General features: G+C 57.4%; 17 protein-coding genes. 8 read left to right on the top strand and 9 right to left on the bottom strand.

Going from position 1 to position 13,211, the window contains the following annotated elements:
- The first annotated feature begins 110 nt into the window (after positions 1–110).
- The 3 genes from SV253_07590 to cofG are packed head-to-tail and all read left to right on the top strand — an operon-like array spanning position 111 to position 2,775.
- Positions 111–1,118 carry a PLP-dependent cysteine synthase family protein gene (locus SV253_07590; GenBank protein MDY6775919.1) on the top strand — a complete coding sequence of 336 codons (1,008 nt, stop codon included), beginning with the start codon at positions 111–113 and terminating at the stop codon, positions 1,116–1,118.
- A gap of 3 nt (positions 1,119–1,121) precedes the next feature.
- Positions 1,122–1,766: a 2-phospho-L-lactate guanylyltransferase gene (cofC, locus tag SV253_07585; protein MDY6775918.1), complete on the top strand. Its 645-nt coding sequence runs from the start codon at positions 1,122–1,124 to the stop codon at positions 1,764–1,766.
- Positions 1,756–2,775, top strand: a complete 1,020-nt coding sequence (gene cofG, locus SV253_07580; protein ID MDY6775917.1) for a 7,8-didemethyl-8-hydroxy-5-deazariboflavin synthase subunit CofG — start codon at positions 1,756–1,758, stop codon at positions 2,773–2,775. The genes cofC and cofG overlap by 11 nt, the downstream gene beginning before the upstream one ends.
- On the opposite strand, the gene SV253_07575 is transcribed toward cofG, so the two are convergent.
- The 3 genes from SV253_07575 to SV253_07565 form a co-directional block, all read right to left on the bottom strand.
- Entirely contained in the window at positions 2,762–2,941 is a 180-nt protein-coding gene (locus tag SV253_07575; protein ID MDY6775916.1) for a hypothetical protein, read from the bottom strand. The genes cofG and SV253_07575 overlap by 14 nt on opposite strands.
- 216 nt (positions 2,942–3,157) lie before the next feature.
- Positions 3,158–4,930, bottom strand: a complete 1,773-nt coding sequence (locus tag SV253_07570) for a ribosome biogenesis/translation initiation ATPase RLI (protein ID MDY6775915.1) — start codon at positions 4,928–4,930, stop codon at positions 3,158–3,160.
- A 38-nt stretch (positions 4,931–4,968) separates the two neighbouring features.
- A complete protein-coding gene (locus SV253_07565) occupies positions 4,969–5,358 on the bottom strand; it encodes a hypothetical protein (protein ID MDY6775914.1) in 390 nt (129 codons plus the stop codon).
- Positions 5,359–5,474: 116 nt separating this feature from the next.
- Here SV253_07565 and aroA point away from each other — a divergent pair, with 116 nt between their 5' ends.
- Positions 5,475–6,764: a 3-phosphoshikimate 1-carboxyvinyltransferase gene (gene aroA, locus SV253_07560; GenBank protein MDY6775913.1), complete on the top strand. Its 1,290-nt coding sequence runs from the start codon at positions 5,475–5,477 to the stop codon at positions 6,762–6,764.
- A gap of 8 nt (positions 6,765–6,772) precedes the next feature.
- Here aroA and msrB read toward each other — a convergent pair whose 3' ends face one another.
- The 5 genes from msrB to thiL form a co-directional block, all read right to left on the bottom strand.
- Complete coding sequence (gene msrB, locus SV253_07555; protein MDY6775912.1) at positions 6,773–7,195, bottom strand: peptide-methionine (R)-S-oxide reductase MsrB; 423 nt, start codon at positions 7,193–7,195, stop codon at positions 6,773–6,775.
- A 43-nt stretch (positions 7,196–7,238) separates the two neighbouring features.
- Positions 7,239–7,574: a DUF5615 family PIN-like protein gene (locus SV253_07550; GenBank protein ID MDY6775911.1), complete on the bottom strand. Its 336-nt coding sequence runs from the start codon at positions 7,572–7,574 to the stop codon at positions 7,239–7,241.
- A 2-nt stretch (positions 7,575–7,576) separates the two neighbouring features.
- On the bottom strand, positions 7,577–7,873 hold the full coding sequence (locus SV253_07545) for a DUF433 domain-containing protein (GenBank protein ID MDY6775910.1): 297 nt from the start codon (positions 7,871–7,873) through the stop codon (positions 7,577–7,579).
- A gap of 72 nt (positions 7,874–7,945) precedes the next feature.
- The gene (locus SV253_07540) at positions 7,946–8,494 is read right to left on the bottom strand and encodes a uracil-DNA glycosylase (GenBank protein ID MDY6775909.1); all 549 of its coding nucleotides are present in this window, start codon (positions 8,492–8,494) and stop codon (positions 7,946–7,948) included.
- Between the two features lie 13 nt (positions 8,495–8,507).
- A complete protein-coding gene (gene thiL / locus SV253_07535; GenBank protein ID MDY6775908.1) occupies positions 8,508–9,365 on the bottom strand; it encodes a thiamine-phosphate kinase in 858 nt (285 codons plus the stop codon).
- A 191-nt stretch (positions 9,366–9,556) separates the two neighbouring features.
- On the opposite strand from thiL, the gene SV253_07530 reads away from it, so the two are divergent.
- The 4 genes from SV253_07530 (at position 9,557) to pyrF (ending at position 12,498) form a co-directional block, all read left to right on the top strand.
- Positions 9,557–10,000: a 30S ribosomal protein S19e gene (locus SV253_07530; GenBank protein MDY6775907.1), complete on the top strand. Its 444-nt coding sequence runs from the start codon at positions 9,557–9,559 to the stop codon at positions 9,998–10,000.
- A 67-nt stretch (positions 10,001–10,067) separates the two neighbouring features.
- The gene (locus SV253_07525; protein MDY6775906.1) at positions 10,068–10,397 is read left to right on the top strand and encodes a DNA-binding protein; all 330 of its coding nucleotides are present in this window, start codon (positions 10,068–10,070) and stop codon (positions 10,395–10,397) included.
- A gap of 50 nt (positions 10,398–10,447) precedes the next feature.
- Positions 10,448–11,716 carry a histidine--tRNA ligase gene (gene hisS, locus SV253_07520; GenBank protein ID MDY6775905.1) on the top strand — a complete coding sequence of 423 codons (1,269 nt, stop codon included), beginning with the start codon at positions 10,448–10,450 and terminating at the stop codon, positions 11,714–11,716.
- Positions 11,713–12,498: an orotidine-5'-phosphate decarboxylase gene (gene pyrF / locus SV253_07515; protein MDY6775904.1), complete on the top strand. Its 786-nt coding sequence runs from the start codon at positions 11,713–11,715 to the stop codon at positions 12,496–12,498. Before hisS ends, pyrF begins: the two co-directional genes overlap by 4 nt.
- On the opposite strand, the gene nikR is transcribed toward pyrF, so the two are convergent.
- On the bottom strand, positions 12,495–12,905 hold the full coding sequence (nikR, locus tag SV253_07510; GenBank protein MDY6775903.1) for a nickel-responsive transcriptional regulator NikR: 411 nt from the start codon (positions 12,903–12,905) through the stop codon (positions 12,495–12,497). The genes pyrF and nikR overlap by 4 nt on opposite strands.
- Positions 12,906–13,211 lie beyond the last annotated feature (306 nt).

The following is a 13,211-nucleotide window of genomic DNA, read 5'->3' as shown; positions in this document are numbered from 1 at the left end:
CCCATCCCTCCACGAGCGAGGGTTTGCCCGAGCGAAGTAGGGTGGGGTAGTTTACCAAGGCAAGTAACAGAGAACTGTTTTATAATCTTGTTTCCATATAACAAACAAGAATGGAGATAGACGAGTCTGAGATAGGTGATACCCCTCTCGTCAAGATAGAAGGGGTGGGAGAGCCCGCAGGAGCAAATATATACGCGAAGCTCGAATGGTTCAATCTCCACTCGACGCCTTACGGCGGCGGATCGGTCAAGTCACGCCCCGCACTGTATATGCTTGACGCTGCGGAGGAGTCGGGCGATCTCACGAAGGACAAGACGGTGATAGAGCCCACTAGCGGGAACACGGGGAGCGAGGTCGCTAAGATCGCACGTAACAGGGGCTACGACGTTCTGATAGTGATGCCCGACAACGCCGGTGACGGCAAGATAAAGACGGTCGAGGAGACGGGTGCTGAGATAGAGTTCACCGACGCTATGGAGGGATACGACGCTGTCATAGACAGGGCTAACGAGATTCTGGAGGAGAACCCCGACGACTACTACATGCCCAACCAGTACGAGAACCCCAACAACCCTCTCGCCCACGAGGAGACGACTGCGCCCGAGATAGTCGACCAGACAGACGGCTGTGTCACACATTTCGTCGCGGGCGTCGGAACCGGGGGTACTATAACCGGAACATCGAGAGGTCTCAAGAACGCCGACTCCTCTATAACCTCCGTCGCTGTCGAGCCCGACGACGCACTCCACGCCATAGACGGTCTCAAGTACGTGAAGGGCGAGGGACATTACGTCCCTGACATCTACGATGAGAGCCTCCCCGACAGGAAGCTCTACATATCCACCGACAAGGCGTACGAGAACGCACGTGACCTGCGTGAGAGGTACGACGACTACGACCCCGAGATAGTCGATCCCGGGCAGTTCTCGGAGGAGACTGTGCGTGATGTCATGAGGGTCGGCGACGAGTTCCTCGTCGGGACGTCTTCGGGTGCCAACTTAGAGGCGTGTATAAACCTCGCTGAGGAGATGGAGAACCCCGACGAGGCGTGTATAGTCACTCCGTTCTGTGACCGCGGCGACAAGTACAAGAACAGTCTCTGGCGCGAACTCTTCTGATCGATGCTCTTCTACATCCCGTTCAAGCCCGAGAGCCCGAAGACACGTCTCTCACGCCTCCTGTCTCCCGACGAGAGGGTCGAGTTTAGCTTCTGTATGCTCGACGACGTCTACTCGGCTGTCGAGGAGTCGGGACACGACCCCGTCGTACTCACGACTCACCGACTCGACGGATACGACCCCGGCTTCGACCTCAGCTACGAGACACGTCTCTGTCCCGAACCGTTGACTCCCGCAGTAAACTCCGTCCTCGACGAGGCTCCCGTCGGTGTCGTGATGTCGGACGTCTGTATAGCTACACCCGACTCTGTGCGGCGTCTCGTGGAGCGAGGCGGCGACACGGATCTGTCTTTAGCTCCCGGGAGAAACGGAGGAACAAACGCATTCGTCTCGTGGACGTCTGAGTTCAAGGTCGACTACCACGGGACTAGCTACACCGACCATCTCGAAACCGCGAGGTCACGCGGAATCGATACATCTACCGTAGACTCGTTCCGTCTCTCGACCGACGTAGACGAACCCGACGACCTCATAGAGGTTCTCCTCCACGGAGAGGGGATGTCGTACGACTACATAGCCGAGAGGTTCGAAGCCGTCGAGAACGACGAGAAACGCGTCGACCTCAGGAGGCTCGACGATGGAGGCTGACGTCCTCTTAGAAGTCGACCCCGAAGACGTCGACAAGCCCGACGAGGTCTCTTTCTCGCGTAACGTCTTCCTTCCCCTAACGACGGCGTGTAAGAACGCGTGTGACTACTGTGCCTTCTACGATGAACCCGGGAACGCCGAGATTATGTCGCGTGACGAGGTCGAGGAGACTCTCGAAACCGCGAAACAGACGGAGTGTACGGAGGCACTCTTCTCGTTCGGGACACGTCCCGAGGTCTATCCGGATATAGACGAGAGACTCGACGCGATGGGACATGACACGGTCTTGGACTACCTCTACGAGGCGTGTGAGACAGCACTCGAGATGGGCGTTCTGCCTCACTCGAACCCGGGTGTACTCGAACTCGACGAGATTCGGCGTCTGAGCGAGGTAAACGCGTCTATGGGACTGATGCTCGAAACCACGGCTGAGGTCGACGCCCACGCCGGATTCGAGACCAAGAAGCCCGAGAGACGTATAAAGGCGATAGACGACGCCGGTAAGGCGGGAGTCCCGTTCACGACCGGGATACTAGTCGGAATAGGAGAGACTTGGCGCGACAGGGCTGAGTCGATACTGGAGATACGACGGCTCCACGAGAGACACCGACATATACAGGAGGTCATACTCCAGAACGTCGTCCCCAACGAGAGGTCGGATTACCCGAGACCCTCTCTCGAAGAGATGAGACGTGTCGTCGCTATGGCGCGGTACGGACTCCCCGACGACGTCGAGGTTCAGGTTCCGCCCAACATCTCGGGAACCCAGAGACTCGCCTCACTCGTCGAGGCGGGTGCGGGCGACTTAGGAGGAGTCTCTCCTGTGACGGACGACTACATAAATCCCGACTACGACTGGCCCCGGGTCAGAAAGCTCGAAGAGATCGCCGACGAGGCTGACGCCGAACTCGTCGAGAGACTCCCCGTCTACGACAGATACGTCGACGAGGGATGGATCTCTGAGAGGGTCGAGGAAGTCGTAGAAGAGACTCAGATCAGCCCCAGATAGAGACGCTCTGTATCATCTTTATCTCCATGGGTCGGTTCTCCATGATCTCGTCGGCGTGAGTCCCACAGAGAAGCTTCTCGGTGCCGTCTTCGAGTATGACCCTGTTTTCGGCTTCGAGGTCACACTCCTCGCATTCTTTGGTTTCTGAGATTATCTTGCTCAACATATTTTGTATCTGGGGTATCTGTCTGACTCTTCGACTTACGTATGACTAACTCCTACGCGTTCTAACCTTGAACCTCTACCTACATAAAGTTTCTGCACGTTCAGATCCGTGTCTTAGAATAGCACGCAGACCAAATTTACTTTCATTATATTTATATCTATAGTGGTTTAGAGTATATACGTGTATATATGGTCAGTTATGGTGTGGTACTAAGTCTCAGGCGTAGTACTCGTTCTCCTTCCTCTGTGTCTTGTCCTTCTGGCTCTCGGGCTTGTTCGCTCGGGGTCTTCCGGTGTCGGGGTCTTTCCGGAAGGTGATGTCGACCTGCTTGAGGAAACGGTTGAAGCCGTCCTTGACTTTCTCGGGCTGTCTTCCGTGTCCCTCGACCCCTGACTCGCCCTCGAAGACCATCACACGGTCGCTGATGTAGTCGAGGAAGACGAGGTCGTGGTCTATCACGACGACGGGACGCTCGGTGTCACGTGCGAAACGTCTGAGACTCTTCGCGAGGCTGACACGTGTCTCGACGTCGAGATACGCGGAGGGCTCGTCTAAGAGATGTAGGCTCGCGTCCCTTCCGAGACACGCCGCGATTCCGACCCTCTGTAACTCTCCGCCCGAGAGGTCTTCGGGGTCTCTGTCGTAAAGCTCCTTGAGGTCGAGAGGCTTCTCGACACGTGTCTGGAACGACGTCGAGCTTATGTCGGCGACCTGTGACAGAGCGAACCTGACTGTCCCCTTCGGCGCGGATATATGCTGGGGCTTGTACGAGATCGGAACCGGTGACTCGAAGTCGGTGTTGTCGGGTTCGAGTTCGCCCGCAAGCATCTTCGCGAAGGTCGTCTTACCCATGGCGTTCTGTCCAACTATACCCAGAACCTCCGCCTCGTGTACCTCGCCCGCGTCTACGTCGAGAGAGAACGAGTCGAAAGACTTCTCGAACCCGGGATACTCCATCAGGACGTCGCCCCTCATCTTGCTCCCCGTGCCTCCCGCGAAGTTTATCGAGTCGCTCCTTATACGCAGGTTGTGGCTCTTGAGGTAGCCTTCGAGGTACTGGTTGATACCGACGCGTGAGGTCATAGCGTTCGAGACCATACCGTACGCCCCGGGCTCTCCGTGGACGACGTGGACGATATCGGCGAGTAGGTCGAGTGTCGCGAGGTCGTGTTCTACGACCACACAGTACCTGTCGTCTGTCTCGTCACGTATCGCACGTGCGACGTTGAGACGCTGTTCGACGTCGAGGAACGACGACGGCTCGTCTATCAGATATACGTCGGCGTCACGTACGAGACAGCCCGCGACTGCGACCCTCTGTAGCTCTCCGCCCGAGAGGTCGCTCACCCGGTTTCCGACGAACGACTCCATGTCGAGAGCGTCTATAAGACCGTCGACGTTTCCCCTCTCGTCGAGTTGGTCGAGGAGTTCACCCACCTCTCCGGTGAAAGACCTCTTTATGTCGTCTACCCTCTGTATCTTGAACGACGCGGTTATGTCGTCTTCTGCGAGTCTCTCGAAGTAGGTCTGTAAAGACGTGCCCCGGTGCTCTGTAGTGATCTCGTCCCAGTCCACATCCTCGTCGTACCTTCCGAGGTTGGGCTTGAGATCACCCGAGAGTATCCTCAGGGCGGTCGACTTACCTATGCCGTTCCTACCGAGGAGACCCACGACTTCACCCTCCTGTGGCGCGGGAAGACCGTAGAGACGGAACTGGTTCTCGCCGTACTGGTGGAGCTTCTCTCCCGTCTCCTTCTGGAGATTGACAAGCTGTATCGCGTCAAAGGGACATTTCTTTGCCGAGATCGTGTGTCCCTCCATCACGACCTGTTCGGAGATACGCGCCTTTCCGACCTCCTCGTCTATGTGGAAACCCTCGGGTCCCGTCGGAGACCTGTTGAGGGGATCGAAGTTGACACACTCGTGGTCGCATTTGTCGGGGTTGCATTTCTCGTCGTCGACCACGGCAATAAGATCGCTGTCGCTCATTAGTCGTAAGGCGTGTCGAGAGCCGAAAGCAGTTGTGGTTACGTTCGGCGGTCGACGTACTCGACCTCCATCCCGCCGCCTTCTCCGTTTCCGTCACCGTCTCCTTCTCCAGAGTCGTCTATCAGAAGCGCGTAGTCACACGAGTCGCAGACTCGGTACTCGTAGCCTCCGGGGGTCTCGTGTATCTCGACTTGACCTCCACACGCGTGTGACTCGTGTCTCTCGGGGTCGTCGCGGTAAGGACTGTCACGTTCGACCTCGTCGTAGTCGGAGTCGAACTCCGACTCTAAGCTTTCTCCGTGGCTCGGACAGACCTCTATGTATATCTCGCCGTCGGAGTCGACATATGCACGCGTGGCTAAGCTGTCGCAGTCACCGAGGTCACATCTTCCCTCGACGTGTCTCGGCGCTGAGTCGTCTGACTCCATCACATCACACGCTGTAAGTTCCCGAGGTATATCTGCGTTCCTCTCTGAGTCGACCTCTCGGCATCTCTGACAGCCGACAGCGACAGATTCAAAGACGTATCCCACGAAGTCGGGGTATGAAGATCAGAGTCTCTCCCTCAGAAGTCTCGGGACGTGTCTCAGCACCTCCGAGCAAGAGCTACTCCCACCGTGCCGTGCTCGCAGGATCTCTCTCCGACGAAGCGCGTGTACTCGACCCCCTGATGAGTGCCGACATAAGGGCTAGCATACGGTGTGCCGAGGGATTCGGAGCCGAGGTTGAAGACGAAGACGAAGACGACGGCAGCCTCTCGGTCGACGGGGTGTCGTGTTCTCCTGAGACTCCCGACGACGTCCTCGACTGCGGAAACTCGGGGACTACGCTCCGTCTCTTCACCGGAACCGCCGCAGTCACCGACGACACGACGGTTCTCACGGGAGACCGCAGCCTGAGGTCACGTCCCAACGATCCTCTTCTCAAGTCGGTCTCAGAGCTCGGTTCAGACGCCTTCTCTACGAGACGGAACGGCTGTGCACCTCTCGTCGTCGACGGGAGGATAGACCGACGTGAAACGTCGATAGACGGCACTGTCTCGTCCCAGTTCATATCGTCACTCCTCTTCGCCGCGCCCTTGACTCCCGACGGCGTAGATATCGAGATAGAGAACGAACTCAGGAGTAGACCCTACGTCGACATAACACTCGAAGTCCTCGACGAAGCCGGAATAGATTACGAAGAGACTCAAGCCGGCTTCGACGTCGAGGGAGACCAGACCTACGACCTGGGCGAGTTCCGAGTCCCGGGTGACTTCTCAAGCGCGTCGTACCCCCTCGCGGCGGGAGCCATAGCGGGCGGTGAGGTCGAAGTCGAGAACCTCTTCCCGGGACCACAGGGCGACTCGGTGATACTCGACGTCCTCGACAGAATGGGTGCCGACATCGACTGGGACACCGAGGAGGGAGTCGTGAGGGTCACGTCGGGCGATCTTTCGGGCACTGAGTTCGACGCCTCCGACTCGCCTGACCTCGTTCCTACTGTGGCTGTACTCGGAGCCGTAGCCCAGGGGGAGACACGTATTTACGACGCCGAACACCTGAGATACAAGGAGACCGACAGACTCGCCGTAATCACCGAGGAACTCCGAAAGCTCGGCGCTGAGGTAGAGGAGGGTCAAGACTACCTCGTCGTAGACGGCGACGCGACGGATCTGAGAGGAGCCGACGTCTCGGGACACCACGACCACCGTATAGTCATGGCGCTCAGTCTCGCGGGACTCGTCGCCGACGGAGAGACAGTAGTCGACACCGCCGAGACCGTCTCTGTCTCATACCCCGACTTCGTCGAAGCCATGGGGTCGCTCGGCGCTGAGATCGAGTCAGGAGAGTAAGTATGTAGCTACTCCTCGGGATCGAAGTCGAGAGCCACCGAGTTTATGCAGTACCTCTTACCCGTCGGGTCGGGACCGTCATCGAAGACGTGTCCGAGATGTCCCCCACATCTCGCACAGACGACCTCCGTCCTCGTCCTTCCGAGGCTGTGGTCGGGCTGAAGCTCTATGTTGTCGTCGACAGCGTCCCAGAAGCTGGGCCAGCCGGTGCCCGACTCAAACTTCTCGTCGGACGAGAATAGCTCCGCGCCGCAGCCAGCACAGACGTAGGTGCCGTCCCTCTTCTCGTCGACGTACTCGCCGCTGAAACTCGGCTCAGTACCCGACTCACGGAGTATCCTGTACTCCTCCTCGGTGAGACGGTCGCGCCATTCGTCTTCTGTCTCTGGCAGGTCTTCGGTCTGTGGGTCTGAGTCTGTGTCTGAGGACATACATCACCTACGCAGTCGAGGCGTAAAAGATGGGGGTCAGTATCTAAAGCCAGTTGCCAGGAACGAATAGAAGAGTCTGTGTGAGGTCGTCGGTCACTGAGTCGATCCGACGTACAGCCGCCGCAACCTCGCCGGGTGCCGCAGAGGTGTCACACGCGAGTACTCCCGGATGTGAACCAGTGTCGAGTTGAGGGTCGGCACCCTGGAAGTCAGTGTCCTCACTCAAGATAACACGGTCGGTCTCAGACGCGAACCTCAGCACAACAGAGTCATCTGCACCTAGGTTGACGTCCTCCCCGACGACTGCGACATCGTGACCCTCTCCCCGAAGTGCCGAGACGAAGGCTGGAGGAATATGCTCGTCAGCCAACAGCCTCATATCTATGCCTTAGTCTCCGATCCCGTCTCGGCTTCGAAATCCTCGGGACGAACAACGTCTAAGTCCTCAGGTACTGACCTACGGTCTTCCTGAACCTCGCGCATCTCGGTCGGGTTGTCGTAGTAGTAGACGAGAGCCCGGTGGACGTCAGCGACAGCGAGGTCGTAGTCGGCGGCGACCTGTTCGGGCGACTCGCCGGCGTCGATCACACGTCTGGCGATATGATGGACTCCGATACGTCTCCCCTCGATACGCGGCGCGCCTCCCAGAACGTCCTCTGTCGAGACTATCTCTGCCATTAGATCTGTCTACGGAGTGTTACGCCATAAGGATGGGTGGTGACTCGTGTCGAACTTGAGAATCAGTCCTATCTACTCAAACACGGGCTCGATGTCCTCGACTATAGTGTCCCTCTTCGTGGGGTCGTACTGGACTGATCCGACGTTGTAGGTCACGACGACTTTCGACTGGAATGTGAGTGTCGAGTAGTTGTAGACCTCGCCGTGTTCGTCCTCGAGCTTGACATCCCTGCCGAGGAGTCTCTCGGCTGTGAGCTTCCCGAGCGCGACTATGTAGTCGGGGTCGACTATCTCAAGCTCCTGGTTGAAGTACTCGGCGCAGTGGTCGAGTTCCTCCTTCGTCGGGTTACGGCTCTCGGGCGGATAGCACCGCGTGAGGTTGGTGAGAAAGACGTCGTTCCTCGTCATGTCGTATGCATCGAGAACGTAGTCGACTGTCTTCCCCGCCTCGCCCTGGTAGGGCAGTCCCTTCTCGTCGTCCCTGTACCCCACCATCTTGCCCACGATCAGGACGTCTGCGTCGGGATCGCCCTGGTTCGGAACTGGGCGTGTCCTGTTGTCAACGAGGTCGTCACATCTCGTACAGCTCCTTATCTCGTCGTTGAGGTCATCTATGGTCATATGTGTTAGTTAATCAGTCTCCGTGCTGATAACCTCTCTTTTCGAGTCTCTCGGCGTCGATACTCACGCCCTCGGTCTCGTCGACGCAGTCGCCTATCACCGTGAACTCCGCGCTTATCTCGTCGAGCCTGTCGCGCGGAGCCGTAAACAGAAGCTCGAAGTCCTCGCCTGTGAAGACGGCTTCCTCCAGGTCTACTCCGTCGACACGGGGTATCCTCTCTGACTCGACCTCGAATCCCACGTCGCTCGCCTCCGCGGTCTGGTGGAGAGAGACAGAGAGACCGTCGCTTATGTCCATCATCGAGGTCGCGTACTCGGAGATCTCGATACCTTCCGCGACACGTGGCTCGAACCTGAAGAGACCGTTCGCCGTCTCGTTTTCTCCTTCCTCGAAGAGGCGCAGACCCAGAGCGGTCGCACCGAGTTCTCCCGTCACACAGACTGCGTCTCCGACCTCCGCTCCCGACCGTCTCACGGGCGACTCGGCTCTTCCTAGAACTGTCGACGTGACTGTGAGCTCGTCGTGTGAGTCGAGGTCGCCTCCGACGTACTCCGCCGAGACCTCCTCACAGACGTCTCTCGCGCCCTTTATGATCGCCTCGACCGTCTCCTCTTCGAGTCCCGGGACGCCGACTGCGAGAACCGACGCGACTGGATCGCCTCCCATTCCTGCCACGTCGCTCAGACTCGCGCCGACCCCGCGCCAGCCCATAACCTCAGCTTCGAGTCCCTCGGGAAAGTCGGTCTTACGGTGGAGCATGTCGGTGGTGAGGAGTGCTTTAGCCTCGTCACCGCCGAACTCTAAGACTGCGCAGTCGTCTCCTACGCCGAGTTCGCGCGAGAGACGGTCGAGAAGCTTCCGTTCTTCCATGGTACCTCGATGACGCCTTTAATACTCAAGGACAGAAATAATTAAGCATTGAATACAGACTGTTCTGAGAATGGCGGATACCTTGACTGAGTCTCTGTATACTGGTCTTAGACTCAACCCGTATTCACGTCCTTCTCTCCTTGAGTATAACAAAAAAGGTTAAACCTCTCCTCGACGAACTCAGGACAAGAATGGTCACTCTATACGACGTTCCCGGGGACAAGATGGTATCCCAAGTCGCCGAGGAACTCAAGGACATCGACGAGGTAGAGCCCCCCGAGTGGGCGGAGTTCGCTAAGACTGGAGAGCACAAGGAGCTCCCTCCCGAGGAGAGCGACTGGTGGTACACACGCACAGCATCGATCATACGTAAGGTCTACACAGAAGGTCCCATAGGAGTCTCACGTCTCAGCAAGGAGTACGGCGGGAGCAAGAACAACGGCTCCGCACCCGCTCACCACGAGAGGGGAAGCCGTAATATAATCAGGACGGCTCTCCAGCAGCTTGAGGACGCCGGCTACGTCGAGACAGTCGAGGCGGAGGGGAGACGTGTCTCTGGCGAGGGAAGGAGCTTCCTCGACGGAGTCGCCGAGGACGTCGCCTCGGAGATCCCCGAGCTCGAACAGTATCAGTAGAAGTAGCGCGACAGCACCGACGACTGTCGTCTGAAGAGTTTTAAGCTCTCAGGAACTACATTTTAACATGACTGACGACATCGACGACCTACGTGAGGAGAAGCTAAAGAAGCTCAAGGAACAGCAGGGAGAGGGGCAGTCACAGGAACGTGAGGAACGTGAGGAGGCAGAGGCTCAGAAGAAGGCTCTCCTGAAACAGACTCTGACAGCCGAGGCGCGCGAGAGGCTCAACACTCTCCGTATGTCGAAGCCGGAGTTCGCGGAGTCGGTCGAACAGCAGATAGTCGCACTCGCAAAGAGCGGAAGGATACAGGACACCATAGACGACGACCAGATGAAGGATCTCCTGCGTGAGCTTCAGCCCTCGGGCAACGACTACAACATAAAGAGAAGGTAAGTACTCTTTACTTTAGTTTAATTTAAACCTCTCCTTCCTCTACTCGTCACATGGACAGAGACCTTGAGAGCCTCAAGGGGTTCAGGGACTTCTATCCCGACGAGATGGCGGCACGTCGTGAGGTATTCGACACGGTGGAGGAGACGGCACGGTCCTACGGATTCCGTGAGATCGCGACGCCGTCGCTCGAACCTCTCGAACTCTATGAGATAAAGAGCGGCGAGGAGATAGTCGAAGAGACCTACTCTTTCGAGGACAAGGGCGGACGCCAGGTCACTATGACCCCCGAGCTAACACCGAGTGTCGTCCGTATCTTCGTCGCGAAACAGCAGGAGTTCTCGAAGCCTCTCAAGTGGTACTCGGTGCCCAAGCTCTGGAGGTACGAACAGCCACAGTCGGGACGCCTGCGTGAGTTCTACCAGCCCAACTTCGACATATTCGGCGGCGAGACTCCCGAGGCTGACGCCGAGATAGTCGCACTCGCCGACGACATGCTAAGGTCGTTGGGTCTCGACGACGACTTCGTCCTGCGTATGAGTCACAGGAAGATACTCCAGGGGATAGTCGAGGGATTCGACCTCCCCTCGGAGGACGCCCAGCACGTCTACAGGACTGTCGACAAGACCGAGAAGCTCGAAGCCGACGAACTCAGGGCACGTCTGCGTGAGGTACTTGACGACGAACAGACCTCGACTGTAGTCTCGCTAACCCAGATACGTGGCTTCGGCAGTCTCGAAGAGGTTCTTGAGATATCCGAGAGACAGAAGACACGTGAGGGGATCGAGAACCTCAGGGCTATACACGACCGTCTCGCGGACTACGGAGTCGACGTCGAGTTCGACCCACGTATAGTCAGGGGACTCGACTACTACACGGGAGCCGTCTTCGAGTGTTTCGACACGGAAGGCGACCTGCGTTCGATATTCGGCGGTGGACGTTACGACGACCTCGTTGAGACCTTCGGAGGACAGCCGACCCCGGCGGTCGGATTCGCACCGGGCGACGCCACACTCGAACTCCTCATGAAGAGAGCGGGAGTCTGGCCCGACGAGAGGATACGTACTGACTACTACGTCGCCGTGATAGGAGACGTCAGGCAGACTGCGGTCGAGGTCGCACAGTCTCTGAGAGCCGAGGGAAACGTAGTCGAGATCGATCTCTCGAACCGCGGCTTCTCGGGACAGCTTGAGTACGCCGACTCTATAAACGCAGAGAAGACAGTCATCGTCGGAGAACGCGACCTCTCCGAAGGCGTTGTGACCGTCAAGGAGATGGAGACGGGCGACCAGAAGCAGGTTCCTCTGGAGGAGTTCGCGTGAACTTCTTCGACAGACTCGCCGACGGCATCGAGGAGAAAGACAGCGTAGTCTGTGTCGGACTCGACCCCGTGAGAGAGAGGATACCCGGCGACCTCTCGGTCTTAGAGTTCAACAGACGTATAATAGATGCCACGAGCGAGGTCGCTGTCGCCTACAAGCCCAACTCCGCCTTCTACGAGGCTACCGACGACTGGGACGTGCTCAGACAGACAGCCGAGTACGTCCACGAGGAGACTGACGCAGAAGTCGTACTCGACGCCAAGAGAGGTGACATAGGTAACTCCTCGAGCAGGTACGCCGATCTACTCGACTTCGCCGACGCTATAACAGTGAGTCCGTACATGGGACACGACTCCATAGAGCCCTTCATCGAACGTCCCGACAAGGGCGTCTTCGTCCTGTGTAAGACGACAAACGACGGAAGCAGTGACTTCCAGGACATCGACTGTGGCGGAAAGCCCCTCTACGCCGAGGTCGCAGAGAGATGCGCCGACTGGGATCTAAACTCGAATCTCGGACTCGTCGTCGGAGCGACCTATCCCGAGACTATGGAGGAAGTCAGGCGACACGCCGACGACCTTCCTTTCCTCGTGCCGGGGGTCGGAGCACAGGGCGGCAGCCTTAGAGCGGCAGTAGAACACGGTCTCAGCTCCGAAGGCGTCGGAGTCGTCAACTCGACGCGTTCGATCATCTACGCGGGTGAGGAAGACGAGGAGAGATTCGACGACGAGGCTCGGAAAGCCGCGCGTGACCTGCGTGACTCGCTCAACGAGTACCGCTAGAGTAGCTCGTCTATCGGATGGACGGTGTAGTTGACATCGAGAACGTCGGAGGTCGACCTGACCTGTCCCACGAATCTCTTTATCTCGTCTAAGTCGCCTTCGAGGACAAAGACCTCCATGCAGTAGCTCTCTCCGACGTGTGAGTGTACGTTGCTCTTGACGACGTCCTCGAAGTCGTGTCTGAGCTCTATCATCTTGTTCTCGACCTCGGAGTTGTCGAAGTCGAAGACTACGGTTATCGTACCTATGAGGTGACGTCCCTCTAAGCTCGCGTCCTCGAACTCGCCTATGAGCTCACGCGAGGCGTTCCGTATGAACTCGCTTCTCCCTGAGTAGCCGTGTTCGTCGACGAAGCTGTCTATTCGGTCGAGGAGCTTGTCGGGAACCGAGATGCTGACGACGGGCATGTTATTAAATAGAGGGTTTTGGCATAAAAAGTATTATTAAAACTGTCTTTGTCTATAACTGTGTGTTATTCTAGGGACTCAGACTCGAAGCTCTATCTCGCTGACTGTCTGGTGTTTCACTATGTAGACTGAGGAAATGAAAAGCACAACCAATCCGATGAACAAGCCGATGTCTGGTAAGACTCCGTCGAAGTATCCTGTAAGAGGCATCAGAACGAGGGCTACAGCGGAGAAGTAGTGGGCTCTGGATACTCGGTACTTCCCAACTGAGTTAGCTCAGGGTCTTTGTTGAAGCCGGCTTGGATA

It is taken from the genome of Candidatus Afararchaeum irisae, assembly GCA_034190545.1.
Taxonomy (GTDB): domain Archaea; phylum Halobacteriota; class Halobacteria; order Halobacteriales; family Afararchaeaceae; genus Afararchaeum; species Afararchaeum irisae.
The sequence above is the reverse complement of the archived record's forward strand: the minus strand, read 5'-3'. Positions and strand labels throughout refer to the sequence as shown.